At 69.7% G+C, this 25,402-nt stretch carries 26 protein-coding genes; 15 read left to right on the forward strand and 11 right to left on the reverse strand.

What is annotated here, in order from left to right; translation table 11 throughout:
- Window positions 1-156 precede the first annotated feature (156 nt).
- Together ACQP0P_RS13040 and ACQP0P_RS13045 are read left to right on the forward strand one after the other, a co-directional pair.
- Window positions 157-645 carry a VOC family protein gene (locus ACQP0P_RS13040; protein ID WP_433375453.1) on the forward strand — a complete coding sequence of 163 codons (489 nt, stop codon included), beginning with the start codon at window positions 157-159 and terminating at the stop codon, window positions 643-645.
- 236 nt (window positions 646-881) lie between these two features.
- Window positions 882-1,076 (forward strand): DUF3046 domain-containing protein, encoded by a 195-nt coding sequence (locus ACQP0P_RS13045; RefSeq protein WP_030904097.1) that lies wholly within the window; start codon window positions 882-884, stop codon window positions 1,074-1,076.
- Between the two features lie 17 nt (window positions 1,077-1,093).
- On the opposite strand, the gene ACQP0P_RS13050 is transcribed toward ACQP0P_RS13045, so the two are convergent.
- Window positions 1,094-1,372: a hypothetical protein gene (locus ACQP0P_RS13050; RefSeq protein WP_433375456.1), complete on the reverse strand. Its 279-nt coding sequence runs from the start codon at window positions 1,370-1,372 to the stop codon at window positions 1,094-1,096.
- Between the two features lie 358 nt (window positions 1,373-1,730).
- Here ACQP0P_RS13050 and recA point away from each other — a divergent pair, with 358 nt between their 5' ends.
- The 3 genes from recA to rny all read left to right on the forward strand — a co-directional run bounded on the left by recA (window position 1,731) and on the right by rny (window position 5,574).
- The gene (gene recA, locus ACQP0P_RS13055; protein ID WP_433375459.1) at window positions 1,731-2,861 is read left to right on the forward strand and encodes a recombinase RecA; all 1,131 of its coding nucleotides are present in this window, start codon (window positions 1,731-1,733) and stop codon (window positions 2,859-2,861) included.
- 319 nt (window positions 2,862-3,180) lie between these two features.
- Window positions 3,181-3,678 (forward strand): regulatory protein RecX, encoded by a 498-nt coding sequence (locus tag ACQP0P_RS13060; RefSeq protein ID WP_433375462.1) that lies wholly within the window; start codon window positions 3,181-3,183, stop codon window positions 3,676-3,678.
- A gap of 285 nt (window positions 3,679-3,963) precedes the next feature.
- Window positions 3,964-5,574: a ribonuclease Y gene (rny, locus tag ACQP0P_RS13065; protein WP_433375465.1), complete on the forward strand. Its 1,611-nt coding sequence runs from the start codon at window positions 3,964-3,966 to the stop codon at window positions 5,572-5,574.
- Between the two features lie 72 nt (window positions 5,575-5,646).
- Here rny and ACQP0P_RS13070 read toward each other — a convergent pair whose 3' ends face one another.
- The 5 genes from ACQP0P_RS13070 to ACQP0P_RS13090 form a co-directional block, all read right to left on the reverse strand.
- Window positions 5,647-7,524: a S9 family peptidase gene (locus ACQP0P_RS13070; RefSeq protein ID WP_433375468.1), complete on the reverse strand. Its 1,878-nt coding sequence runs from the start codon at window positions 7,522-7,524 to the stop codon at window positions 5,647-5,649.
- Between the two features lie 219 nt (window positions 7,525-7,743).
- The gene (locus tag ACQP0P_RS13075) at window positions 7,744-8,640 is read right to left on the reverse strand and encodes an amino acid ABC transporter permease (RefSeq protein ID WP_433375471.1); all 897 of its coding nucleotides are present in this window, start codon (window positions 8,638-8,640) and stop codon (window positions 7,744-7,746) included.
- Window positions 8,637-9,305, reverse strand: coding sequence for an amino acid ABC transporter permease (locus ACQP0P_RS13080; RefSeq protein ID WP_433375474.1), 669 nt, complete (start codon window positions 9,303-9,305; stop codon window positions 8,637-8,639). Before ACQP0P_RS13080 ends, ACQP0P_RS13075 begins: the two co-directional genes overlap by 4 nt.
- Window positions 9,306-9,389: 84 nt before the next feature.
- Window positions 9,390-10,259, reverse strand: coding sequence for a glutamate ABC transporter substrate-binding protein (locus tag ACQP0P_RS13085; protein WP_433375476.1), 870 nt, complete (start codon window positions 10,257-10,259; stop codon window positions 9,390-9,392).
- A gap of 53 nt (window positions 10,260-10,312) precedes the next feature.
- Window positions 10,313-11,068 carry an amino acid ABC transporter ATP-binding protein gene (locus ACQP0P_RS13090; protein ID WP_433375479.1) on the reverse strand — a complete coding sequence of 252 codons (756 nt, stop codon included), beginning with the start codon at window positions 11,066-11,068 and terminating at the stop codon, window positions 10,313-10,315.
- A gap of 173 nt (window positions 11,069-11,241) precedes the next feature.
- Here ACQP0P_RS13090 and miaB point away from each other — a divergent pair, with 173 nt between their 5' ends.
- From miaB to ACQP0P_RS13110, 4 genes are all read left to right on the forward strand, one after another.
- The gene (gene miaB / locus ACQP0P_RS13095; RefSeq protein ID WP_433375482.1) at window positions 11,242-12,735 is read left to right on the forward strand and encodes a tRNA (N6-isopentenyl adenosine(37)-C2)-methylthiotransferase MiaB; all 1,494 of its coding nucleotides are present in this window, start codon (window positions 11,242-11,244) and stop codon (window positions 12,733-12,735) included.
- 326 nt (window positions 12,736-13,061) lie between these two features.
- On the forward strand, window positions 13,062-13,607 hold the full coding sequence (locus tag ACQP0P_RS13100; protein ID WP_433375485.1) for a hypothetical protein: 546 nt from the start codon (window positions 13,062-13,064) through the stop codon (window positions 13,605-13,607).
- Window positions 13,608-13,736: 129 nt separating this feature from the next.
- Complete coding sequence (locus ACQP0P_RS13105; RefSeq protein WP_433375488.1) at window positions 13,737-14,426, forward strand: hypothetical protein; 690 nt, start codon at window positions 13,737-13,739, stop codon at window positions 14,424-14,426.
- 98 nt (window positions 14,427-14,524) lie between these two features.
- Window positions 14,525-15,040 carry a methylated-DNA--[protein]-cysteine S-methyltransferase gene (locus ACQP0P_RS13110; protein ID WP_433375490.1) on the forward strand — a complete coding sequence of 172 codons (516 nt, stop codon included), beginning with the start codon at window positions 14,525-14,527 and terminating at the stop codon, window positions 15,038-15,040.
- A gap of 36 nt (window positions 15,041-15,076) precedes the next feature.
- Here ACQP0P_RS13110 and ACQP0P_RS13115 read toward each other — a convergent pair whose 3' ends face one another.
- Complete coding sequence (locus tag ACQP0P_RS13115) at window positions 15,077-15,352, reverse strand: antitoxin (RefSeq protein ID WP_433375493.1); 276 nt, start codon at window positions 15,350-15,352, stop codon at window positions 15,077-15,079.
- Between the two features lie 74 nt (window positions 15,353-15,426).
- Between ACQP0P_RS13115 and miaA the strand changes: the two genes are divergently transcribed.
- From miaA to ACQP0P_RS13135, 4 genes are all read left to right on the forward strand, one after another.
- Window positions 15,427-16,332 carry a tRNA (adenosine(37)-N6)-dimethylallyltransferase MiaA gene (gene miaA, locus ACQP0P_RS13120; RefSeq protein WP_433375496.1) on the forward strand — a complete coding sequence of 302 codons (906 nt, stop codon included), beginning with the start codon at window positions 15,427-15,429 and terminating at the stop codon, window positions 16,330-16,332.
- A 165-nt stretch (window positions 16,333-16,497) separates the two neighbouring features.
- Window positions 16,498-17,304: a diaminopimelate epimerase gene (gene dapF / locus ACQP0P_RS13125; protein ID WP_433375498.1), complete on the forward strand. Its 807-nt coding sequence runs from the start codon at window positions 16,498-16,500 to the stop codon at window positions 17,302-17,304.
- Between the two features lie 147 nt (window positions 17,305-17,451).
- Window positions 17,452-19,728: a tetratricopeptide repeat protein gene (locus tag ACQP0P_RS13130; protein WP_433375501.1), complete on the forward strand. Its 2,277-nt coding sequence runs from the start codon at window positions 17,452-17,454 to the stop codon at window positions 19,726-19,728.
- 155 nt (window positions 19,729-19,883) lie between these two features.
- Window positions 19,884-20,642 carry an SDR family NAD(P)-dependent oxidoreductase gene (locus ACQP0P_RS13135; RefSeq protein ID WP_433375504.1) on the forward strand — a complete coding sequence of 253 codons (759 nt, stop codon included), beginning with the start codon at window positions 19,884-19,886 and terminating at the stop codon, window positions 20,640-20,642.
- Window positions 20,643-20,717: 75 nt separating this feature from the next.
- Here the strand turns inward: ACQP0P_RS13135 and ACQP0P_RS13140 are convergent, their stop codons facing one another.
- A complete protein-coding gene (locus ACQP0P_RS13140; protein WP_433375506.1) occupies window positions 20,718-21,167 on the reverse strand; it encodes a peptidase inhibitor family I36 protein in 450 nt (149 codons plus the stop codon).
- Between the two features lie 296 nt (window positions 21,168-21,463).
- On the opposite strand from ACQP0P_RS13140, the gene ACQP0P_RS13145 reads away from it, so the two are divergent.
- On the forward strand, window positions 21,464-22,138 hold the full coding sequence (locus tag ACQP0P_RS13145; protein WP_433375509.1) for an HNH endonuclease family protein: 675 nt from the start codon (window positions 21,464-21,466) through the stop codon (window positions 22,136-22,138).
- On the opposite strand, the gene ACQP0P_RS13150 is transcribed toward ACQP0P_RS13145, so the two are convergent.
- The 3 genes from ACQP0P_RS13150 to ACQP0P_RS13160 all read right to left on the reverse strand — a co-directional run bounded on the left by ACQP0P_RS13150 (window position 22,139) and on the right by ACQP0P_RS13160 (window position 24,705).
- Complete coding sequence (locus ACQP0P_RS13150; RefSeq protein ID WP_433375512.1) at window positions 22,139-22,477, reverse strand: PepSY domain-containing protein; 339 nt, start codon at window positions 22,475-22,477, stop codon at window positions 22,139-22,141.
- 288 nt (window positions 22,478-22,765) lie between these two features.
- Window positions 22,766-24,025, reverse strand: coding sequence for an ATP-binding protein (locus ACQP0P_RS13155; protein WP_433375515.1), 1,260 nt, complete (start codon window positions 24,023-24,025; stop codon window positions 22,766-22,768).
- Entirely contained in the window at window positions 24,022-24,705 is a 684-nt protein-coding gene (locus ACQP0P_RS13160) for a response regulator transcription factor (RefSeq protein WP_433375518.1), read from the reverse strand. Before ACQP0P_RS13160 ends, ACQP0P_RS13155 begins: the two co-directional genes overlap by 4 nt.
- A gap of 93 nt (window positions 24,706-24,798) precedes the next feature.
- On the opposite strand from ACQP0P_RS13160, the gene ACQP0P_RS13165 reads away from it, so the two are divergent.
- Window positions 24,799-25,338: a hypothetical protein gene (locus ACQP0P_RS13165; protein WP_433375521.1), complete on the forward strand. Its 540-nt coding sequence runs from the start codon at window positions 24,799-24,801 to the stop codon at window positions 25,336-25,338.
- Window positions 25,339-25,402: the final 64 nt, after the last annotated feature.

Raw genomic sequence — 25,402 nt, forward strand, 5'->3', positions numbered from 1 at the left:
CCGGATCACCGGATCTGTACGCCGGAGGCGTTCGGCGGGACCTCGGCGGGACCTCGGCGGGGCCTCGCCGGCACGGCCCGCCCCAGGAGTAGGTTGGCTCCTGTCGCCACTGACATGCTTTGGCGAACACAGAACGCATTGAGTGGTGAGCTAACGGTGAGTATCGACTACCAGGCCATCGAGGCGAAACGCGAGCGGATCAAGGCGGAGCATCTCAGGGAGAACCGTCCGCCGAGCAGCGCGAGAGGGCTGCACCACTTCGCGCTGATCTCCTCAGACGTCGAGACGACGATCGGGTTCTACCAGGACCTTCTGGAGTTCCCCCTCACGGAGATCTTCGAGAACCGCGACTACCAGGGGTCGAACCACTTCTTCTTCGACATCGGCAACGGCAACCTCCTCGCCTTCTTCGACTTCCCGGGGCTGGACCTCGGCCCCTACCGGGAGGTCCTCGGCGGGCTCCACCACGTCGCCATCTCCGTGGACCCCTCCACCTGGGAGCGCCTGCGAGGCAAGCTGGCGACGGCGGGCGTGCCGCACCAGGTGGAGAGCGGTACCTCCATCTACTTCACCGACCCGGACGGGGCGCGCGTGGAACTGCTCGCCGACCCCCTCGGCGAGATGTACGGCTCCCGCGTGCTCTGACGATCCGCGCCGCCCCTCAGCCGCGAGCCGGTCGCCCTCGGATACGGTCCCCGCGTGCTCCGACGGTCCGTCCTGCCCCCTTGGCGGGCCGTACTCCCGCCGACGCGCGGACCCCGCCCCTGCCGGTCCCCGTCCCCAGGTCTCCCTTTCACCGGGACCGGGCGACCGGGACGCCGCCGAGGTGCGGCATGCCGGGCGCGGGCCGCGGCACGCCGGTGTGGTCTCATACTTGGGGCATGCGCCTGTCGGATTTCTGGAAGCGGATGAAGCTGCACTTCGGCGACCAGTACGCCGAGTCGTGGGCCCATGACTACGTCATCGCCGACCTCGGCGGCCGGACCGTGATCCAGGCGCTGGCCGAGGGGGTCGGGGCGAAGGAGGTCTGGCACGCCGTGTGCGGGGTGACCGACGTCTCTCCCAGGCTTCGCTGAGGAGTGGCCGGGGGCGGTCAGGAGGGCTCCGCGGGCGGAGCGAGAAGTCTCTCCACCGAACCGGCCGCGTGCACGGGGTCGTCGGCACTCTCCTCGCCGTCCGGCGACCACAGAAACAGCCAGCCGTCCCTGACGGGGGTGGCGAAGACGATGGTCTGCCGGCCGCTGTCCGGATGCCATACCCACAGCACCGGAGCGGCACCTCCGAGGGGGCGGCTCACCAGCCCCCGTTGTCGCAGTTCGGCGGCCAGGGAGTCGAGATGGGCTAGGCGTTGCTGCGTGAACGTGTTGGGCACGTCGGGCACCTCGGGTCGTTTCCCTTAGGATCACCCCAGGTCAGCCTGGTTACAACAGGCTCAGGACAATTCTCGGAAATGTCGCCTCCCGGATGGGGTCGCGCTCCTCGCTGCCACGCCCTCAGGCCTGTGACCGGCCCCGTGCGGGCCCCGTGTGGATCCTGTGCGGGCCTCGTGCGGGAGAGTCCCGCGGTGGATCACGGTTCCCGGAACACGTGATGCCAACGGGCCGCGATCGAACAGTCGTTCGGCTATATTGAACGGGCCGTCACTCCTGGCGTGCCCTCCCGAAATTGTCGGCGGCACCCCGTAGCTTTCTGGCAACCGATCCAACCCGCGACCCTCCAGGGGGGCTCCCATGGCAGCTAACGACCGCGAGAAGGCGCTCGAGACCGCGCTCGCTCAGATCGAGCGGCAGTTCGGCAAGGGCTCCATCATGCGCCTGGGCGACGAGACCCGGGCGCCCATCGAGGTGGTCCCCACCGGCTCCATCGCGCTCGACGTGGCGCTCGGCATCGGGGGCTTCCCGCGCGGCCGCATCATTGAGGTCTACGGTCCCGAGTCCTCGGGAAAGACCACGATCGCCCTGCACGCGGTGGCCAACGCCCAGCGTGGCGGCGGCATCGCCGCGTTCATCGACGCCGAGCACGCGCTCGACCCCGAGTACGCCCAGAAGCTGGGTGTCGACACCGACGCGCTGCTCGTCTCCCAGCCGGACACCGGCGAGCAGGCGCTGGAGATCGCCGACATGCTGATCCGGTCCGGCGCCGTCGACCTGCTGGTCATCGACTCGGTCGCGGCCCTAGTGCCCAAGGCCGAGATCGAGGGGGAGATGGGCGACAGCCACGTCGGCCTCCAGGCACGCCTGATGTCCCAGGCGCTGCGCAAGGTCGCGGGCGCGCTCAACAACACCGGCACCACCGCGATCTTCATCAACCAGCTCCGCGAGAAGATCGGCGTCATGTTCGGCTCGCCCGAGACCACGACCGGTGGAAAGGCGCTGAAGTTCTACGCCTCGGTCCGTCTCGACATCCGCCGTATCGAGACGCTGAAGGACGGCACCGAGGCGGTCGGCAACCGCACCCGGGTGAAGGTCGTCAAGAACAAGATGGCCCCGCCCTTCCGGGTGGCCGACTTCGACATCCTCTACGGCGTCGGCATCTCCCGCGAGGGCGGCCTGATCGACATGGGGGTGGAGCACGGCTTCGTCCGCAAGTCCGGAGCCTGGTACACCTACGAGGGCGACCAGCTCGGTCAGGGCAAGGAGAACGCGCGAAACTTCCTCAAGAACCACCCGGACATGGCGAACGAGATCGAGAAGAAGATCAAGGAGAAGCTCGGCGTCGGCCCGCGCGTCGACAGCCCGGCCGCCCCGCCGCCTGCCGCTCCGGCGACCGCCGCGTCCGGCCGTGGTTCCGGTCCGGCTCCGGCGGCCGCCGCGTCCGGTCGCGGTTCCAAGGCGGCCACTCCCAAGCCGGGTGACGCCTGATTCGGGCTGACCGATGATGATGGGAGCCAACCTCGGTCCGCCCGGTGAGGTCGGGCCGAGAGACTGGGGTGCCTGGCCCGACGAGCCCCGGATCGGCTCGCCGGGCAGCAGCGGGCGGGGGCGGGGCGACGGTCTTCCCGCTTCCGAGGGGGAGACCGCAGGTCCTGCCGACGGCGAGCCGCGAAGCCGGAAGGGACGTGGCTCCCGGCGTGGTGAGCGACGGTCCGGGGGTGGTTCCTCGGGCGCCCTTCCTGACGGCCTCCTTCCTGACAGACCGGTCAAGGAATCTCCCGCGAGCAGGGGAGCCGATCCGCAGGCGGTGGCGCGGGCGATCTGCCTGCGGCTGTTGACGATGGCGCCGCGCACCCGAGCTCAGCTCGCGGAGGCGCTGCGCAAGCGTGAGGTGCCCCAGGAGGCGGCGGACGCCGTGCTGGAGCGCTTCTCCGAGGTCGGGCTCATCGACGATGAGGCGTTCGCCGAGGCATGGGTGAGCTCTCGCCATGCCGGGCGGGGGCTTGCCAGAAAGGCCCTTGCCTCCGAGCTCCGGCACCGGGGGGTGGACGAGGAGACCGTGAAGGACGCGATGGAACAGCTCGACCCCGAGCAGGAGGCGGAGACCGCCCGTGGCCTCGTACGGCGCAAGCTCTCCTCGACCCGTGGCCTGGACCCCGCGGTCAGGACCCGCAGGCTGGCCGGCATGCTCGCTCGGAAGGGATACGGTCCTGGCCTGGCGTTTCGCGTTATCCGCGAAGTGCTGGAGGATGATGAGGCAGAAACAGCGCCATTCACGGAAGATTCGGGCTATCCCCTCGACTAGCTCAAAGCAGCCTGACGCTAGGTCTTTGCTTGCTCGTTACCTCTCTGACGCTTAATCTCAACGGCAGTGAGGAGTTACTCCGCGCAGTGCGGATTGTCATAGCGGTGTAATACGGACAAGCAGGCTTGGCGGATGAGGGCGAGAGAGCGGGCCGGTGGGAAAAGCCGGTGAGTGATCCCTCTGGGCTCACTTCTGTCCCGACAGCGCCGTCTCTTGAGCTTTCCGTGCCGTGCGTGTGACCCCTCGTGTGCTTGATATTTGCGACGCGAGGAAGGTGAGACGCGCATGGATCCGGTCGTGGTCGTCATATTGGCAGTGGCGGTTGTGGCTCTTGCCATGATGACAGCCGTGCTGGTCGTGTTGCTGCGTCGCATCGGAGGAGCCGGGCCGAGGGGCCTCACCTCGGAGCAGGAGGCCGAGGTCTCGGCCCAGCTGGAGGAGGCCAGGCGCGAGGCCGCCGGTATCCGGGCGAAGGCCCAGGACGACGCCGGAGAGCTCCTGCGCAAATCGGAGGCGGCGGTCGAGGCGGCGGCCGAGATACGCAAGGAGGTCGACGCCGAGGGCAAGGTGCTGAAATACGAGCTCAAGGAACTCCGGGCAGACCTCGAACGCAGGGAGAACCGGCTGGCCGAGCGGGAGCAGCGCCTCGACGATGAGGCCAGGCGTCAGGCCGACCGGGCCCGCAAGCTCGCCGAGACGGAGACCGAGCTGGCCGATCGCCGCGAGGACCTCGAACGGGTGGCCGAGGAGCGCAAGGCCATCCTGGAGCGGGTGTCCGGGCTCACCGGTGACCAGGCCAGAGCCGAGCTGGTCCGGGAGATCGAGAACCAGGCCAAGCGCGAGGCGGCCCTGATCGTCAGGGAGATCGAGAGCGAGGCACGCAAGGAGGGCGAGAAGCGCGCCACCAAGATCGTTACATTGGCGGTCCAGCGGGTGGCCACCGAGCAGACCGCCGAGTCCGTCGTGAGCGTCCTGCACCTGCCGGGTGACGAGATGAAGGGGCGCATCATCGGCCGCGAGGGCCGCAACATCCGTGCCTTCGAGTCGACCACCGGAGTCAACCTGATCATCGACGACACGCCGGAAGCCGTGTTGCTGTCGTGCTTCGACCCGGTCCGCCGCGAGACCGCGCGGCTGACCCTGGAGAAACTCGTCCTCGACGGCCGCATCCATCCGCAGCGCATCGAGGAGGCCCACGAGCGCAGCAAGGCCGAGGTCCAGGAGCTGTGCGTGCGGGCGGGTGAGGACGCCCTGGTGGAACTCGCCATCACCGACATGCACCCCGAACTGGTCACCCTCCTCGGCCAGCTCCGCTACCGCACCTCCTACGGTCAGAACGTGCTCGGCCATCTCGTCGAGTCCGCCCACATCGCCGGCATCATGGCGGCCGAGTTGCGGCTCGACACGACGCTGCTCAAGCGCTGCACGCTCCTGCACGACATCGGCAAGGCACTCACCCACGAGGTCGAGGGCAGCCACGCGCTCATCGGCGCCGAGATCGCCAGGCGGTACGGCGAGCACGAGGACGTGGTCCACGCCATCGAGGCCCACCACAACGAGGTCGAGGTCAAGACCGTCGAGGCCGTCCTCACCCAGGCCGCCGACGCGATCAGCGGCGGCCGTCCGGGCGCCCGCCGGGAGTCGCTGGAGGCCTACGTCAAGCGACTGGAGCGCCTGGAGGAGATCGCCGCCTCCTACGAGGGGGTCGAGAAGGTCTTCGCCATGCAGGCGGGCCGTGAGATCAGGGTCATGGTCAAGCCGGGCTCGGTCGACGACATCCAGGCTCAGGTGATCGCCCGCGACGTCGCCAAGCAGGTCGAGGAGGAGCTCACCTACCCCGGTCAGATCCGCATCACGGTCGTCCGTGAGTCCCGGGCCACCGAGTTCGCCCGCTGACCGGCCCGGCACTCGAAAGGCCGCCCGCCGGACGGAGACTCGCGCCGGGGGCGGGAGGCCGCAGGTGAGCGTTCAGACGTGGAAGATCTGCTGGTAGAAGGCGAGCTCGGTGGCCAGCGCCGCGCTGCGGGTCTCGGCGCGGCGGAAGCCGTGGGCCTCGCCCTCGAACGTGAGGTAGGTGCAGGGAATGCCACGCTCGGCGAGGGCGTCGACGAAGGCCTGCGACTGCTCAGGGGGGACCACGGGGTCGGAAAGGCCCTGCAGGAGCAGCATTGGGCAGCTCACCCCCGCCACCTGGCCGAGAGGCTCGCGCGAGGCGTACAGAACGGGATCTTCCGGGCCGATCAGCCATTCGATGTAGCGTGACTCGAAGTCGTGGGTGGTCGCGCTGAACGTGGCGAGTGAGCTTATGCCGTAGTAGGAGACGCCTCCGGCGAACGCGTCGGACGTGCAGCAGGCCGCCATGACCGTCCAGCCGCCCGCGCTGCCGCCCCGGATCGCGATCCGCGCCGGGTCGGCCAGTCCCTCTGCGGCCAGCCATTCGGCCGCGGTGATCGAGTCCTCGACGTCGACCACGCCCCACTGGCCACGCAGCCGCTCGCGGTAGGCGCGGCCGTAGCCGGTGGAACCGCCGTAGTTGACGTCGATCACCCCGATGCCCCTGCTGGTGAAGAACGCCTTCTCCAGGTCGAGCGCTCCGACGCTGTGCCCGGTCGGCCCGCCATGCACGAACACGACGTACGGTGGGGGGCCCTCGCCGCGCGCCGAGGGGTTGGACGGCGGGTAGAGGAACGCGTGCACCTCGCGCCCGAACCGGCTCTCGAACTCCACGGTTCTGGGGAGCGGCAGGTAGGCGGGGTCGGGCAGCTCGTTGATGTCCCTGCGCAGCTCCTGTACGCCGCCGGTCACCGTGTCGACCCGGACGATCGAGCGGGACAGCGCCGGGCCGTACCCGATACCGACCAGGGCGTGCCCGTCGGTGGCCAGCGCCGGATCCCAGCCGCCGTAGGGCACCTCCAGGTCGCTCAGCAGGCCGCTGCCCGGGTCGAAGACGCCCAGCCGCAGACCGCCCAGCCCGTGCAGGACCGCGAGGCTGCCGTCGGCCATCGGCGCGTACGGTGTCGCGCCGAGCTGCCACAGCGGGCCCGCGAACTCCTCCTCCGCCGGGTAGAGCGCCCGGGTCCCGGTGCCGTATATCCCGACCAGGTAGAGGTTCCACCAGCCCGACCAGTCGGAGATCGCGTAGAGGTGCCGGTCGTCACGCCACTGCGGGGCGAGCACCGACTCGGAGATGCCGCCCTTGACCTTCCAGGAGGTGCCGTCGGCCAGCCGGCAGACCCGCAGTTCGGTACCGTTCCACGGCATCTGGGGATGGTTCCAGCAGATGAAGGCCAGGTGCTCGCCGTCGGGGGAGACGGTGGGGGAGGCGTAGAAGTCGTGCCCGCTGATCCGCTCGCGGGGCTCGACCTCGCCGGAGAGGGGAATCGACACGATCGACCGGCTCACCTCGCCGTCGTCGTGCCGCTCCCTGACGCACCAGACCTGACCGTCGTGGACGAGGAGGTCCGCGTAGCGCAGGGCGGCGGGGTGCTCGGGCTCGGGTGTGAGCGGCCGGGGCTCACCACCGGTGGGCAGCAGGTAGAGCCGCTGGTCTGTGAAGTTCGTGAACACCAGGCCCTCGCCGGGCAGCACCGCGTACGACCGCCCGCCGTACTCGTGGACCCTGGTCCTGGCGCTCCACGGCGCGCTCAGCAACTCGCGCCGCGTGCCGTCCGCGCTCTGGTGCACGATGGTGGTCCGTCCGCCCTCGGCGGGACGGTCCTCGGTCCACCAGACCTCCTCGCCGAGCACCGTCGGGAACCCGAGGCGCAGCCCGGAGCGGGCGACGTCGGAAGTGGAGATCGGCGAGGGCCAGGTGGCGTACGGCAGAACGACCTGCTCGAGGGACATGGCGCAATCCTGCCTGATAACCCGTGACCTGTCGTCGATATGGCGCGTATCAAGGGCGATCGCGATGACCTGGCTCTTCGGGATGCCGGAAGGGCGGCCACCCGACCGGTGACCGCCCTTAGGAGGAACTCTGGCAATCCACCCTAGGAAAGGGGCCGCTATCAGTTGGAACCAGGACAGGTCCACTGCGACCGGTGGACCTGCCGGAATGAAAGCGCGCTAGTCCACTGCGGACACGCCGCCCCCGGCGCCGCCGAGTGCCACGGCTCCTGGCGGGACGATCGGCCGGGCGGAGGTCTTTCGGCTGCGACGGCTGCGCTTCTCCAGCCAGTTCGCCACGGTGCTGAGCGCCATGTTGAGACCGACGTAGATGATTCCGATGACGATCGCGGCGGGGATGAGGGATCCGAAGTTGACCGCAGGGATGATCTTGAAGCCCATGTTGAGCAGGTCGACGTAGGCGATGATGTAGCCCAGCGCCGTGTCCTTGAGCAGTACGACGAGCTGACTCACGATCGCCGGCATCATCGCGGTGACGGCCTGGGGGAGCAGGACCAGCCGCATCACACTGGCCTTGCGGAGTCCGATCGCGTAGGCGGCCTCGGACTGCCCCCGAGGCACGGCCCGGATGCCGGCCCGGACGATCTCGGCCAGGACCGAGCCGTTGTAGAGGGTCAACCCGGCCACGAGCGCGATCAGGGTGTAGTCGCCGCCCCCGAGGAGGCTGGGAGAGAGGTAGAAGATGAAGAAGATCAGCAGCAGGAGCGGGATCGCGCGGAAGACCTCGACGACCGCGCCGGCGGGAACCCTGATCCATCGGTGGTCGGAGAGTCTGGCCACACCGAAGATCGCGCCGAAGATCAGGGCGAGTATCGCGCTGAGCCCGGCGGCCTTGAGGGTGCCGAGCAGGCCGGGAATGATGTAGTCGACCCAGGTGGTGCCTTCCAGGAACGGCTTCCAGATCTTGCCGTCCCACTGGCCTTTCGCGTCGAACCTCGCATAGACGAAGTAGACGATCGCCGCCAGCCCGACCGTCGTGAGCAGGGTCAGGGTGTTGTTACGGAGACGCGCGCGCGGCCCCGGCGTGTCGAACAGGACATTCGCCTGGGAGCTCATCGGACCACCGCCAGTCGGTTGGCCAGCCAGCCGGTGAAGAAGCCGATCGGCAGGGTTATCGCCATGAACGCGATGACAAGCCCCAGGAAGATGGGGATCGAGGCGCCGGTGTCGTCGAAGGTGTCCTTCATGACGAACGCGGACTCCGCCAGGTAGCCTCCCGCCATCGCGACGGTGGTGTTCTTGATCATGGCGATCATCACGCTCCCCAACGGTGCGACGACCACCCGGAATGCCTGCGGAAGAATGATCATCCGCAGGGACTGGAAGAAGGTGAGCCCGATCGCGCGGGCCGCCTCGGCCTGGCCCAGGGGGACCGTGTTGATGCCCGAGCGCAGCGCCTCGCAGACGAAGGTCGCCGTGTAGATCGACAACCCCAGCACCACCAGCCAGAAGGCGTTGCTGCTGGGCTCCTCGGAGAAGCTGAGCCCGAGCGTGTCGCTGAGGCCGAGCGCGGAGAAGGCCAGGACCAGCGTCAGCGGCGTGTTCCGCACGATGTTGACATAGACCGCCCCCGTCGCTCGCAGGACGGGTGTCGGCGAGACGCGCATGGACACCAGGATCGTGCCGAGAACCAGCGACAGGACCGCGCAGATAGCCGAGAGCTGAACGTTCCTTAAAAAGCCCTCCAGCAGAGCCGGCGCGTATTTGATCAGATCATCCATCGTGCTCCACCAAGGGGACGGTAGCGGCCGACGGCCCGGGGACCGGGGCGTCGGCCACTGCGTGTGAGCTGCGTACTGGGAGGACTAGGCGCAGGGCTCGAAAGCGGGTGCCTCGGTGGGCAGCGTCAGGCCCTGGGTCTTGCCGAACCACTTGTCCAGCAACTGCTTGGCGGTGCCGTCCTGGTACATCTTGGTGATCGCCGCGTTGACGGCCTCACAGGTCGCGGTGTCGCCCTTCTTCAGGCCGACGCCGTACTTCTCGTCGGTGAAGGGGTCGCCGAGGACCTTGAAGTTTCCGCCGGACTCGGCCGCCTGGGCGGCGAAGCCGGCGAGAATGAGGTCGTCGGTGGTGACCGCGTCCAGATTGCTGCCGCCCAGCTTGGCCATGCACTCCGAGTAGTTGGCGGCGCCGACGAGCTGGGCGTCGAGGTCGAGCTTGCCGTCCGGCGGCGGGTCGGTGATCCGCTTGTAGGAGTTGGAGCCGGCGGCCTGGCAGATCCGCTTACCCGCCAGGTCCGTGGCCTTGGTGATGCTGGCGTCGTCGCCGCGGACCATGGTGTCCTGGTGAGCCACGATGTACGGGCCGCCGAACGACACCTTCTCCTTGCGGCTGTCGGTGATGGAGTAGGTCGCGAAAATGATGTCCACGGTGCCGTTGGCGAGGAAGGCCTCGCGGTTGGAGGAGGCGGACTCCTTCCATTCGATGGCGACGTCCGCGCCGCCGGCCAGTTCCTTCACCACGTACTTGGCCACGTCGACATCGAAGCCCTCCGGCTCTGCGCCCTTCTTCAGGCCGAGACCCGGCTGGTCCCACTTGGTGCCGACGACAAGCTTCTTACTGTCCTTGGCCTTCTCGACGACCGACGCGTAGGTCGTGTCACCGCCACAGGCCGCGAGACCCATCGTGAGCGCGCTCACAGCCGCCAGTGCCACACCGACACGTAGTACTCGCATCTTCCGGTTACCTCTTCTTTTTTTTAGGGGGAGAGCCGATGGTCTGAAGAGTCTCAGTGAGTGAGGATCTTGGAAAGGAAATCCTTGGCCCGGTCGGTCCGGGCGTTGGTGAAGAACTCCTCGGGGGTGTTCTCCTCCACGATCTGACCTTCGGCCATGAAGACCACGCGGTCGGCCGCGCGGCGGGCGAAGCCCATCTCGTGGGTGACGACCATCATCGTCATGCCCTCCTGGGCAAGGCTGATCATGACGTCGAGCACCTCCTGGACCATCTCGGGATCCAGCGCCGAGGTCGGCTCGTCGAACAGGATCATCTTCGGGTCCATGGCCAGGGCGCGGGCGATGGCCACGCGCTGCTGCTGGCCTCCGGAGAGCTGCGCGGGGTATTTCGACGCCTGCGCGCCGATGCCCACCCGCTCCAGCAGTTCCATGCCCCGCCGCTCGGCGTCGGCCCTGGCGATGCCGCGGACCTTGATCGGCCCGAGCGTGACGTTCTCCAGGATCGTCTTGTGCGCGAACAGGTTGAAGGACTGGAACACCATCCCGACCTCGGACCTGAGCCTGGCCAGCGCCTTGCCCTCGACGGCGAGCGGCTGGGAGTCGAAGGTGATCGTCCCCTGGTCGATCGTCTCCAGCCGGTTGACCGTCCGGCAGAGGGTCGACTTGCCGCCCCCTGAGGGGCCGATGACGACGAGGACCTCACCACGGGAGATCGTCAGGTTGATGTCCCGCAGGACGTGCAGGCTGCCGAAGTGCTTGTTGACGCCTTCGAGCACCACCAGAGGAGTCTTGTCCCCGTTCTCCGTCATGGTGGACAACGTAATTCTGTAAAGGGCACCCCGTGCTAACCCTGCGGTACCGATCAGATCACGGCCTACTTACCTCTTGGCCGCCAGCGGACGGTGAGGTGCCCGTTACTCTGGGTTCGGCCGATGGTTGGTCGTACCCGAAGGTTCGGCGGAGCGCCTACCCTTGTCGTGAGATGACTGCCACCGTGGAGAGCGCCCGCACGTACGAGGTCCGTACCTATGGGTGCCAGATGAACGTGCACGACTCCGAGCGCCTGTCGGGTCTGCTGGAAGACGCCGGATACGTTCCGGCAGCCCAGGGGGAGACGGCCGACGTGGTCGTGTTCAACACCTGTGCCGTACGGGAGAACGCCGACAACAAGCTCTACGGCAACCTCGGGCACCTGCGCCCCTCGAAGATCGGCAATCCCGGCATGCAGATCGCCGTGGGCGGCTGCCTGGCGCAGAAGGACCAGGGAGAGATCGTCCGCAGGGCGCCCTGGGTGGACGTGGTGTTCGGCACCCACAACATCGGCTCGCTGCCGGTGCTGCTCGAACGCGCGCGCGTCCAGCAGGAGGCCCAGGTCGAGATCAAGGAATCCCTGGAGACCTTCCCGAGCACGTTGCCGACCAAGCGCGAGTCCGCCTACGCCGCCTGGGTGTCGGTCTCGGTGGGCTGCAACAACACCTGCACGTTCTGTATCGTGCCCGCCCTGCGCGGCAAGGAGAAGGACCGCCGCCCCGGCGACATCCTCAACGAGGTCCGCACCCTGGTCGACCAGGGCGTGCTGGAGATCACCCTGCTCGGCCAGAACGTCAACACCTACGGGGTGGAGTTCGGAGACAGACTGGCCTTCGGCAAGCTGCTGCGGGCCTGCGGCGAGATCGAGGGGCTGGAGCGGGTCCGCTTCACCAGCCCGCACCCGGCGGCGTTCACCGACGACGTCATCGCGGCCATGGCCGAGACGCCCAATGTGATGCACCAGCTCCACATGCCGCTGCAGTCGGGCTCCGACCGGATCCTCAAGGCGATGCGCCGCTCCTACCGGGCCGAGCGCTACCTCGGCATCATCGAGCGGGTCCGCGCCGCCATGCCCGACGCGGCCATCTCCACGGACATCATCGTGGGCTTCCCCGGCGAGACCGAGGAGGACTTCCAGGGCACCCTCGACGTGGTGCGCGAGTCGCGGTTCGCCAACGCCTTCACCTTCCAGTACTCCATCAGGCCGGGCACCCCCGCCGCCACCATGGACCACCAGATCCCCAAGGAGGTCGTGCAGGAGCGCTACGAGCGACTCGTCGCCCTGCAGACCGAGATCTCCTGGGCGGAGAACAGGAAGCAGGTCGGCCGGACCCTCGACGTGTTGGTGGCCGAGGGCGAGGGCCGCAAGGACGAGGCGACCCGCCGCATGTCGGGGCGGGCCGTCGACAACCGCCTGGTGCACTTCGCCCCGGGGGCCGAGGTCCCGCGCCCCGGTGACGTGGTGAGCGCCGAGGTCACCTACGCGGCGCCGCACCACCTGGTGGCCGACGGCCCCGCCCTGAGGCTCCGTCGTACCCGTGCGGGCGATGCCTGGGAGGCCCGCCAGGGCGCCCCGGCGGGCTCCGGCTCCGGTGTCATGCTCGGCATGCCCTCGATCGGCCGCCCGGCTCCGCTCCCGGACATCTCGGGCTGCTCCGTCACCTGAGGTCCCACGCGAGGCTTCGGGTACGCCTCCGCTGAGATTTTTCCGGGCGGATCTTCCCAGGACGTCCCCTGCGGAGGTGGCCGTTCCGGGGGGGCGTGCGCTCATGATCGAATAGTTGGAATCCCCTGCGGGAGCGGGGATTCCGGCGCTGTCACCTTCCCTGCCAGGGCATACGCGCACAATGACACCATGATCCCTCTAAGGGACGATATTTCGTGATTCATTTGTGATTGGTGTGTGAGCATTTCCCCGCTGTGGTTACTGTGGTTCGGCACCCTTCGGAAACCGAGGAGGTTTCCCCCCGAGAACCGCAGGGAGTTTTCCCCATGCATGTCCCTCCGTCTCCGGGCAGTCCCGGAGAAACAGAGATCCTCACCGGTCCCGCCGGTGAGCCCGGCAAGCCACGCAGGTCCCGCAGGTCCCAGCGGAGAAGCGGCCCGGCCATAGCCGTCTTCTCCGTCCTCGCCGCCGTCCTCCTGAGCGGGGGCGTCGTCTTCGCCGTCGTGAACGGTGACCGGGACGGCCCCGGAGCGCCGCCGCCAAGAGCGCCGGAGAGCGCCCAGGAGGCCGCTCAGAACCCCGAGCCTGACCAGAACGCGCCGCAGGAGGAGAAGCAGAGGCCGGAGAAGGAGTCGAACACCGCCTCCGGCGACGATGACACCTCCACCGGAGGCGCGGGTACCGACGCGGGCACGGGCGCCGACCGGATGAGCCAGAGCGAGTCGGGAGCCGATTCGGCCGCGGGGAAACCCACGGCGGACAAGCCGCCGCAGCAGCAGAGCAGTCCCCAGAAGCCAACGGAGGTTCCGGACGACCCCCGTGCCGACGGCGCCACCGGCTACGTGCACCCCCAGGGCCCGATCGGCCGCTGACAGCCGTGCCTTCCGCCGCTGAGCGGCTTTCGGCCATGAGCGGGACGCCAGGGCGCGCTGAGAGAATCACCGTGCCCCGGCGCGCTTTCCCGGGGCGGTTCCCCGGGAGGACTCGGTTAGTCTGGCCGGGTGCTTGTCGCCGCGGCTGTGTGCCCGCACCCCCCGCTGCTGCTCCCCGAACTGGCCGGAGCGGCGGCTGTGGAACTCGACGATCTCAGGGCGGCCTGCGCGGCCGCGCTCGGCGCGTTGCGTGATGCCGGAGCCGACACGATCGTGGTGGTCGGCGGCGCGGACCGGACCGTCACGTACGGTGCGGACGCCGCGGGAAGCCTCGCTCCCTGGGGCGTCGACGTGCGAAGCGGCGAGGGGGAACCCGTCCTGCCGCTGTCGCTGTCGGTCGGCCGCCGGCTCCTCGACAGGGAGCACCTGACCGCCTCGGCGTTTCATGCGGTCTCCTTCGACGCGCCCCCGGCGGAGTGCGCGGCCCTGGGCGAGCGGCTGGCGGCCACAGCCGATCGCGTGGCGATGCTCGTCATGGCCGACGGCTCGGCCTGCCTCACCGAGAAGTCCCCCGGTTATCTGGACTCGCGTGCCGAGTCGTACAACAGGGCGATCGCCCTGGCGCTGGCCCGCGCCGAGATCCCGCCGCTCGACCCCGGAGAGGCCGCCGAACTGTGGGTTGCCGGCCGTGCGGCCCTGCAGGTCCTGGGCGGCTGCGGCAGCGCCCTGCGCGGAGAGCTCCTCTACGACGACGCGCCCTACGGCGTCGGCTACTTCGCCGCCCGCTGGACGGAACGGACGGCCCCGCCGACGGACTGACGCGCGAGATGGCAACGAACAGGTAGGCCGCAGTGGTCACGGTGACGGATGGGCGCCGTGCCCGAGGTGACGGGGATGCGAGGTCGATGGTGGGAACCGTGGCGTTCGGGAGTGTCGCGACGCAGCTGGGGGACATGGTCGTCGCGGTGACCGAGGAGGGGGTGGTGAGCGTGGGCTGGGGTGACCCGGCGGCGTTCAGGACCCGCGCGCTTGAGCGGCTGAGGCTGGACGAGGTGGACGATCCCGGCAGGACCGCCGGGGTGGTCGCCGAGTTGGGCGACTACTACGCGGGCAGGCTGAAGGTCTTCGGCGTGCCGGTGGACTGGCGGCTGACCTCGCCGGTGCAGCGCAGGGTGCTCGGCACGCTGTACGAAACGGTGCCGTATGGCAAGGCGGTGACCTACGGGGAACTGGCGGCCCGGAGCGGGACGGGCGTTCCGGCGCGGGCCATCGGGTCGATCATGGGAGCCAACCCGATCCCTGTCATCGTGCCGTGCCACCGGGTGGTCGCCGGAAACGGCCTCGGCGGATTCAGCGGGGGCGAAGGCGTGGAGTCGAAGCGGTGGCTGCTGACCCTGGAGGGCTATCTGCAGCCGACGCTCGACTGGGACTGACCGGGATCGGGATCCGCTCCATCGGGTGGCCGGCGCCTACGGGCCGTAGGGCGGAGGTGCGTCGGGCCGGCCGGTCTGACCGGGATCGGGCGCGGCGCCGCTCTGGTCGGTGCCGGGTGTCGTGCCCGGCTGATCGTCGATCTTGTCAGCCATCTCCCTCGCTTTCTGCGCGGCGGTGCTGATCTGCTGGTCGTGCTTCCCTCCGGTCTTCTCCCTGGCGATCTGCTCCGCCTTGTCGATGCCCTTCTTGACGAGTTCCTCGGTCTTGGCATCGCCGCCCAGCATGTTCTTGACCTTGTCGAAGATGGACATGATGTGTCCCCCAATCCCGATGCACGGAATGCATCGCCTCTCCCCCATACCCAGCGAGTTGGCAGAATTACCCCGTGCCTCAGCTACCCGTCATAGCCGTCGTCGGCCCGACCGCCGGCGGAAAGTCCGATCTGGCCGTGGATCTCGCCCTCGAACTGGGGGGCGAGGTGATAAACACCGACTCGATGCAGCTTTACCAAGGTATGGACATCGGGACGGCGAAACTCTCCCTGGGGGAGCGGCGGGGGGTTCCCCACCACCTGCTGGACGTCTGGGACGTGACCAGAACCGCCAGCGTGGCCGAGTACCAGTCGCTGGTCCGGCCGCTGATCGACAATCTGCGGGCCAAGGAGGTGGTGCCGATCCTGGTGGGCGGGTCCGGGCTGTACGTGCGGGCCGCCCTGGACGACCTGGAGTTCCCCGGTACCGACCCGCGGGTCCGCGCCCTGCTGGAGGCCGAACTCGACCTGCACGGCCCCGCCCCGCTGTACGAGCGGCTCCGCGAGCGCGACCCCAGGGCGGCCGAGACGATCCTGCCGAGCAATGGCCGCAGGATCGTTCGCGCACTGGAGGTCATCGAGATCTCCGGGCGGCCGTTCTCGGCCACGATGCCGTCGTACGACGCCGTCTACGACAGCGTTCAGCTGGGGGTGGAGGTGCCGAGGGCGGTGCTGGACGCCCGGGTCGAGGCGCGGGTCGAGCGCATGTGGCGGGCCGGGCTGGTGGACGAGGTCAGGGAACTCGCCGCACATGGGCTCGCCGGAGGCCGCACGGCCAGTCGCGCCCTCGGATACGCGCAGGTGCTGCGCTTCCTCGGCGGTGAGTGCACCGAGGAGGAGGCGAAGGAGGAGACGGTACGGGCGACGCGCAGGTTCGTCCGCCGTCAGGAGTCGTGGTTCCGTCGCGACCCCCGGGTGATCTGGCTCCCCCAGCAGGAACCCGACCTGCTGGGACGGGCGCTCGCCGCGATTCGCGGCTGACCGCTCCGGCCACCCCGGCCGGGCGGGACCGGGAACCGCACCGAACCGGCCTGACCCGCCCTGACGCGCCGGCCGGCGATCCGGCGGTTCCCCGGCCGACGTGCCGGAGGATGGGCCGTTCCCCGGGGCGACGGGGGCGGACGCGGGCCTGGATAGAGTTGGGGCATGCGATTCGCGAAGGGGCACGGCACCGAGAACGACTTCGTCATCCTTCCCGACCCGGACGGTGAGCTGGAGCTGCCCGCGAGACTCGTGGTGGCGATGTGCGACCGGCGCGCCGGGATCGGCGCGGACGGCGTGCTACGGGTGACGCGGACGAAGCTCAGCCCGGAGGTGTCCGGTCAGGCCGGCGAGGCCGAGTGGTTCATGGACTACCGCAATGCCGACGGCGGCATCGCCGAGATGTGCGGCAACGGGGTGCGGGTCTTCGCCCGTTACCTGGTCGACGAGGGGCTCGCCGCGCCCGGGGAGTTCGGCGTCGCGACACGCACGGGGGTCAGGCGGGTACGGCTGGCGGAGACGGGGGACGTGACCGTCGACATGGGCCCGCCCCGGGTGCTGGGGTCGAGCCGCGCGATCGTCGCGGGCCACGAGTACGAAGGCATCCACGTCGACATGGGAAACCCCCACCTGGCCTGTGTCATCGGCGACCCGGTGGCCCAGCTCGACCTGAGCCACCAGCCCGCGTTCGATCCCGAGGTGTTCCCCTCCGGAGTCAACATCGAGCTGCTCAATCCGGTGGGGCCGCGCCGGGTCGTCATGCGGGTCTTCGAGCGCGGTTCCGGTGAGACGCGCTCCTGCGGCACCGGCGCGGTCGCCTCGGCCGTGGCCGCCGCGCGACTGGCCGGTGAGACCAGTGGCACCTGGGCGGTCGAGGTGCTCGGCGGCACCGTCACCGTCACCCTGGACGAGCGGACCAGCTACCTGGCGGGGCCCGCCGTCCTCGTCGCGTCCGGTGAGATCACGCTCTGACCCGCGCGGCACCGTCGCGGGCGCGTCGGGTCCGGTGAGGTCACGCGCCAAGTCGTGCGGGCGGGAGCCGTAACACCGCCCCTCTGGACCGTGCGGGATCGCCAAGTCGTTTGGGGCATGCTTCCCGACCTGGCAGACTGACGTCTCATGGACGTGGACATCTGGGCCTGGGTGGGCGACACCCAGCGGCAACTGCACGAAGCAGGTAACACCGGTCTGGCTATGGCGATCGGAGATGTGCCCGCGCAGGCGCTGGAAGGCCGATACGCGCAGCTCGACGTGCTCGCGCCCGCGATCGCGCAGCAGGCGGAGAACCTGCAGATGCCCTGGCTGGAGTTCTACGCCCGCTACTGGCATCTGATCGGCCGTATCGGCGACCGCGCGCAGGGGGCGGTCGCGATCGCCGACGCCGAGGCACTGGTCGAGTTCACCAGGCGCGAGGACGTCCGCGAATGCCCGGCCGCGCCCGGTGCCGTCGTGGCGCTGGCCCTCGCCCAGGCGAACGCCGACGGCCCCGGTTACGCCGCCGAGCGGCTGGCCGCGCTCTCGGCACTGGAGGTCGAGCCCGGCTCGCTGGCCTTCGCCTCCGTCGCCGAGCACTATGTCGCGGCGCTTCTCGACGCGGGGCGCGCCGAGGAGGCCGTCTCCCACGCCGAGACCGCCGTGGCGGCGCTGGGCGGCGCGGGCCGCGAGGCGAGCTGGGAGCTGGGGGCCGCCTCGGCCCGCGCGCTGCTCGCCGCGGGCCGCGCGGAGGACGCGCTCACCGCGCTCGACGCCGCGGCCGGTCTCAAGCCGGACGACCCGGTGGCCAAGGGGTATCGCGAGGGAGTGCTCCGTGCGCTCGTGCTCGCGACCCTCGATCGCGTGCAGGAGTCCGTCGACGCCCTGCCCGATCTCGACGTGGTCGGCGAGCACCCCCGCGCCTGGGTCGAGTGGTCGTACGCCATCCGCGCGCTCGCCGGGTCGGCGCAGATCACCAACACCTGGCAGCTGGGCCGGGTGCTCAAGCAGTGGATCGACTACTTCGCGATGATGGGCGGCTACCGCGCCCGGGTCGAGCTGGCGCTCGTCGCCGGGCACCTGGCGGTCGCCCGCCAGGGAATCTGGCAGGCGCACCTCCTGGCCGACCTGGCGGAGTCGGCGGCGGGAGAGCTCAGGAACTCCGGTGACGTCGCCGAGCGGATCGCCGCGCTGCGCACCGCAGCCGCCGAGGCCACCGCGCTTCCTGCCTCGGTCCCCGAGGACGAGCTGGTCGGCTCCTTCGACGCCGCCGACGGCTTCAACGCCGACCCGGAGCGCTGGGTGGGCTGGCTGGCCCCGCTGTCCGGCCGCGACGTGGAGGGCACCCGGCGCCACACCACCACGCTGGGCTTTCTCGGCTACCCGGCGAGGGGTGCCGACATCTACTGGACCATGCTGGTCGAGTCCGGCGACATCGAGAACGCCGACCCGCAGGACTCCGCGTACCTCAGCAGCCTGCTGATCGAGGCCCGTCAGGACGAGCGCCTGGAGCAGCTGGCCGAGCGGCTGCCCGCCGCGCAGCGCCACATGGCCCTGGGGCGCCTGCATACCGCGCGGGAGCGCTGGGAGCAGGCGGCGGCCGAGGGAGAGGCCGCGGTCGCCGCCGGCGGCGGTGTCGACGCGGCCAGGCTGTGGTCGGCCGCGGCGCAGCAGCTCGGCGACAACGCCAAGGGCGCGGGCATCCTGCGCGATCTCCTCGACTCCGAGGAGATCGAGCAGCAGGACCTGTGGAGGATGGTCGTCATGGCGACGGCCGCCGAAGACTGGGAGACCGTCCGCCTGGGCGCCGCCAGGATCGGGATTCCGCTGCAGTCGAGCGAGGGACCGATCGAGGAGGAGATGGGCCTGGTGCGCATCATCCTCCCCGCCCCCGACGGCAGTCAGCGTCAGGTCCTGAGCGTGCGCACGGGCCCCGCGACGGCGCGCCTGGCCATTCCCCAGCCTCCCGGCATGGAGTACAACGCCGGTGACCTGGTCGTCTTCGAGCCGCAGTTGCTGGAGCCGATTCCGGAGAGCGCCGAGGAGCAGGAGAAGTTCGTCCCGCCCTTCGCCGCGGTGAGCATGCTCCGCCCCGGTGGCTACACCAGCTGGTTCTTCGACGGTGCCGCGCCCAGCCAGGCCGACTGGACGGAGTTCAACGAGGTCATGGCCGAGCGTGGCTGGCCGATGTGGGTCTACAGCGACGACAACTACACCGTGACCCACCCGACCACGGGCGAGCCGCTGCCCGGCGTGTTTGGCTGGATCGCGGTCCCGCCGGACATCAGCCCGGTCGAGGTCGACGCGCTCCTGGACGACGCCACCGAGCGCTGGGTGCACCCGCTGGCCTGGCTCGATCTGGCCAAGGCCGTCGATGTCGAGGTGGAGCGGCACGAGCGGATCACCAAGGAGTACGGCCTGTAGGACGGATCGCCGCGGGCCGCTCCCGAGGCTCGCGGCACCGCTCGGAGCCTTGAGCCCGGAAAACCGCACCGCCCGTGAGGAGGCCCCTCGCGGGCGGTGCTTTTCTTGGTCGTTAGAATCTTGTCCGGCATGTGCGGCGGACTGGGGAGAATCAAATGCTGGACCGATTCCGGCTGGACGGCAAGGTCGCGATCGTCACCGGCGCGTCCTCGGGGCTCGGCGTCGCGTTCGCCAGGGGCCTGGCCGAGGCGGGTGCGGACATCGTGATCGGCGCTCGCAGGAAGGACCGTCTTGAGGAGACCCGCGCCCTGATCGAGGAGACCGGCAGGCGATGCGTGACCCTCGTCACCGACGTGGCCAGGCCCGAGGACTGCCAGGCCCTGGCCGAAGCGGCGGTTGCCGAACTGGGTGCGGTGGACATCCTGATCAACAACGCGGGTGTGGGCACCGCGGTCCCGGCGTTGAGGGAGACGCCCGAGCAGTTCCGGCAGGTGGTGGAGATCAACCTGTACGGCACCTACTGGATGGCGCAGGCCTGCGCCAGGGTCATGAAGCCCGGCTCCTCGATCGTCAACGTCGGCAGCATCCTGGGCGAGACGACCGCCGGGCTGCCGCAGGCCGCCTACAGCGCGTCCAAGGCGGGGGTCGTCGGTCTCACCCGTGACCTCGCCCAGCAGTGGACGGGACGGCGCGGCATCCGGGTCAACTGCGTCGAGCCGGGTTTCTTCGCCTCGGAGATGACCGACCAGTACGCGGAGGGCTATCTGGCCTGGCAGCTTGAGCACCGGGTGCTGATGAAGCGCCCGGGAGATCCGGCCGAACTCGTCGCGGCGGCGATCTTTCTCGCCTCGGACGCCGCCTCGTACGTCACCGGTGCGGTGATCCCGGTCGACGGCGGGATCCTGATCACCTGACCTGGGCGGTCGCGGCGGCCTTCTCCCCGAGGCCCGGACGGGCGGGCACGCGGGGAGAAGAAAGGGGGGCGGGGGTCAGTAGCGCCAGTCGACGGCGTCGACGCTGTCGTTGGTCTCGGGGGGCTCTTCGAAGGAGTAGCCGGGGTACAGTGTGCGCTCCTCGCCCTCGTAGTCGATCAGCAGGACGTAGTAACCGGTGTTGTTGATCCATGACGAGACGTTGTTCGCGGCGGTGGAGGAGCCGCCCACCCCGCCCGGCATCGGCACGTTGTTCAGATCGGTCGGGTAACCCGCGGGGATGCTGTATCCCGGTCCGTTGAAGCCGTGGTCGCGGTAGAGACAGAGGCTGTTGAAGGGGCAGCTCGCGTTCTCCGCGAGCTGGACCACTCTCGGTGGCAGGCTGGAGGCCTGCTGCGCGGCCGCCGCGGTGGAGCCGGCGGAGGCCAGGAGCAGGGCGGCCGCGGTGCTGAACAGTCCTGTCGCGGTCCGTGCGAGGTGGGGATGACGCGATGAGATCTTACCCATGCGAATCCTCTTCGTAGTTGTTCCCTCACTGATTGTGAGCGCTCTTGGCCATTAGAGCATTGTTACTTTACGTAGTCGATAGTCGCGTTGAGTAAAAATTCCGAGACGTGCTTCCGGCAGGGCGGTGTTCGCAATGCATTTGTGCAGGTCGGATGTGAGACATGGTTAAGGTGCGGATTGACGCCCCGAAAAGCCTCCCGGTCTCCCGCAGCCTGCTTGAGGCTTTTAGGATTGAAGGAGGTGTCTGGAATAATTTGCCGCTTCAGAGGTAGTGAACGCGCGAGAGAGGTGGCATAGTGCGGGCTGCGCTGGCACGAGGGATGGTCATCGCGACGATCGCGTTCACGGTGGTGGGCTGCGGCCCGATCCCGGGCGATCTGGACGACGGTACGAAGTCCTCCGGCGGCGGGCAGTCCGCGTCCGAGGCGCTCCAGGACCTGAAGAGGCTTGAGGTCAAGGGCCGCGCCTCGATGACCGGTTTCGACCGTGACGAGTTCGGGCCCGCGTGGTCGGACGTCGACAAGAACGGCTGCGACACCCGCAACGACATTCTCATCCGCGACCTGAAGGATGTGACCTTCAAGGAGGGCGGCAAGAACTGCATCGTGCAGTCCGGCGTTCTCGACGACCCCTACAGCGGCAAGACCATCGAGTTCAAGCGCGGGACGCGGACCAGTTCGGCGGTGCAGATCGACCATGTGATCGCACTCGCCGACGCCTGGCAGAAGGGCGCCCAGGCGTGGACCGAGACCAAGCGCAAGGAACTGGCCAACGACCCGCTGAACCTGCTGGCCGTCGACGGGCCGCTGAACAGCCAGAAGGGCGCCGGTGACGCGGCGACCTGGCTCCCGCCGCGCCACGCCTACCGGTGCCCCTACGTCGAGCGCCAGATCAAGGTGAAGGTCAAGTACGGCCTGTGGGTGACGCCCGCGGAGAAGAACGCCATGCAGGCCGTACTCGAGGCCTGCTGATCAGTCGTCGTACTCGCGCTTCAACTTGATGATCTTCCCTGTCCGCGCCGACACGTAGACGTCGTACTCCCAGGCGCCCTTGCGCAGCTCGATCTTCCAGGCGCGCTGGCCGTGCTCCCACTCGCGCTCGACCTTGGTCACCCGCGCGCCGGGGACGCGCTTCTTGGCGATCTGTACGGCCTTGCGGGAGGAGATGTCCGCCGCGGTCGTGCCGGCGGTGGTGGTGGAGGTGATCGCCGTGCTGTCCGTCTGGTGCGCGGCGAGGGCGACGCCGCCCCCAGCGGTCAGCAGGGCGGCGGTTGCGAGGGTTCCGACGGTGATTCTGGTGATTCGCTTCATGGGTCAAGATTTGCCGAGATTTTGATAGGGGCACGCTAAGAGATCGTTAAGCGAGGGAATCCGGTTTCGGATCGCACCCCCGGGCGGGCCGGATCGGGCTTCCCGGCTGTCAGGGCAGTGCCACCCGAACACGGTCCGTCATCCGGCCGGACGCCCGTGGAGGACCGTGGGGGACGGGAGGGCCCGGTGCTCGTTCGCGACGAGTACCGGTGCGAAAGGGGGCGCCGCCGCGGCAACCCGCTGAGCCTCTCAGCCGGAGGCCGGGGATCGGCGAACGGCCGCCGATCCTCAGGACGTGGCGGCGGGCAGGAACAGGATCACGCCCGCCCCGCCCGCGGCAGAGGTCCGCAGGGACAGCGAGCCGCCCGCCGACTCGGCGGTGCGACGGGCGATGTCGAGGCCGAGGCCGGTCGACCCGGCCCCGCTCTCCCCACGCTGCGGCGGGTCGGAGGTGGCGAAGCCGGGACCGGCGTCGGCGACGGTCAGCAGCGCGCCGCCCTCGGCCGGTTCCAACCGTACGGAGAACGAGACCCCCTCGGGCGTGTGCGCGAACACGTTGCCGAGCAGCGCGTCCACGCAGGCGGCCAGTTCGTCCACGGGGACGGCGACCGGCAACGGGCCGGGAGCCAGGTCGAGGGTGAAGTGCCGCGCCTGATCCTCGGCGAGCACCGACCAGAACGCGACCCGGGCCGCGGTCACCGCCGCCGCGTCGCACTCGGCCCGGTCCCGCACCCGCCGTCTGGCCTCGTTGATCACCGAGGTGACGGCGCGTTCCAGGGCGTCCACCCGGGCCTCGATCCTGGCCGACTCCTCCGGGTCGGTCAGGGACTCGGCCTCCAGCCTCAGCCCGGTCAGCGGGGTGCGCAGCCGGTGTGACAGGTCGGCGGCGCTCTCCCGTTCCTCCGCCAGCAGGCCGGTGATGCGCTCGGCCAGGTGGTTGAGGGCGAGGCCGACCGCGTGCACCTCGACGGGGCCGTCGGGCACGGTTCTGGCGGACAGGTCGCCCGCGGCGAGCCGGTGCGAGACCCCCGCCAGCGCGGTGATCGGCCTGATCACCGCGCGGGCCAGCCGGTCGCCGACCAGCACGCCCAGCCCGACCAGGGCCAGGCCGAGCGCCGCCAGCCCGGCCCAGACCTGGGGCACCCCCCTGGTCAGCCGGTCGTCGTCCAGGAACACCCGGACCACCGCGGTACCCCCGGGCGCCCCCTGGACCGAGACCAGGATCTCCCTCCCGCCGGGGGCGGCGGCGGTGACGCTGCGACCGAGGAGGGCCAGCTCCACGGCGGTGGAGCGCGGGGCCGGGGCGCCGATCACCTGGCCGTCGGGGAGGAAGACGGTGACCGGGTGCGAGGTCTGTTCCGTGGTGAGCCGCAGGGTCTCGGTGTCCACGGCGCCGACCGCGACGGCCACCGACTCGGCCTCGCTCTCGGCCTCGCTGACCGCCCCGCTCACCGCCACCGTGCGGACCAGGAGCGCCAGCGGGACCATCAGCGCGATCAGCACCAGGGAGGTGGTCGCCGCGACCAGCAGGGTCAGCCAGCGCCTCATGCCGGGGCGGCCAGTCGCACGCCGACGCCCCGGACGGTCTGCAGGTAGCGGGGCTCCTGGGAGGTCTCGCCCAGCTTGCGGCGGAGCCACGACAGATGGACGTCCACGGTCTTGTCGGCTCCGCCGTAGGGGATCTGCCAGACGTGGGTGAGCAGCTCCCGCTTGGTGACCACCTCGCCGGGGCGGGCGGCCAGGTAGTGGAGCAGGTCGAACTCCCGCGGGCTCAGATCCAGCGGCGTCCCGTCCAGGGTCGCCTCCCGGGTACGCGGGTCGATCCGCAGGCCTCCGACGGTGACCGAGCTGTCGGCGCGGTTCTCGCCGGCCACCCGCCGGAGCACCGCCCGGATCCGGGCGTCGAGCTGGGTCGCGCTGAACGGCTTGACCACGTAGTCGTCGGCGCCCGCGTCCAGCAACCTGACCATCTCCGTGTCCCCGTCCCGCGCGGTCGCCACGATCACCGGGACCCGGCTCACCGCCCGGAGCATCCGAAGGAGGTCCAGCCCATCCATGTCGGGCAGGCCGAGATCGAGTACCACCAGGTCGGGGTGTTCCTCAACGGCCAGCCGGAGGCCGTCGAGAGCGGTGGGAGCGGATGACACGGCGTGACCGCGGTCGCGCAGGCCCCGGGTGAGGGAGGTGCGGATCGCGGCGTCGTCCTCGATGAGCAGTACGTTCGACATTTGCCGCCACGTTAGCCTCCTTCCACACCACGTCAAAAGCGGGTTATCGGCCCCTTAACCTCGTCTTATCGTTTCAGGTGGCACAGTGAACGCATGCGTAAGCGCCTTCCCCTGGTCGTGGCCGGTTGGCTGGTCACCGGACTCCTCGCGACCGCGGCGGGGGTGGCGGTGATCGACCGGATCAGCGAGCCGCTGACGGACACCGGGCTCCAGCCGCTCTCCGCCGCCGAGGTCGACGAGGCGCTCGCCCTGGCCTCGTCCCTTCCCGGCGGTCCTCCCACCGCCGTTCCCACGGCCGGGGTCACCTCGGATCCCGCCGAGTCCGCTTCCGAATCGACCGTCGCCGAGTCCGCTCCCCAGCCGACCGTTACCGTCACCACCACCGCCGCGCCCGTCGCGGAGCCCGGCGAGAGCCGGGTGATCACCACGGCGGGCGGCAGGGTCATCGCCCGCTGCAAGGACGGCCTGGTCACCCTCCGGTCGTGGAGCCCGGCCCAGGGATTCCAGACCGACGACGTCGAGCGCGGACCCGCCGACCGGGCCCGCGTCGAGTTCGAGTCCGAGGAGACCGAGGTCAAGGTCGAGGTCACCTGCGCGGCCGACGGATCACCCGTCCACCGCGTCCACAGCTGATCGGCCGTGGCCGGGGCTCCCCGTCCGCGAAGTCGGGTCCACGGCGCCGCGGCGGGCGGGGGGG

The organism is Streptosporangium sp. CA-115845 (genome assembly GCF_050943795.1).
Taxonomy (GTDB): Bacteria; Actinomycetota; Actinomycetes; order Streptosporangiales; family Streptosporangiaceae; genus Streptosporangium.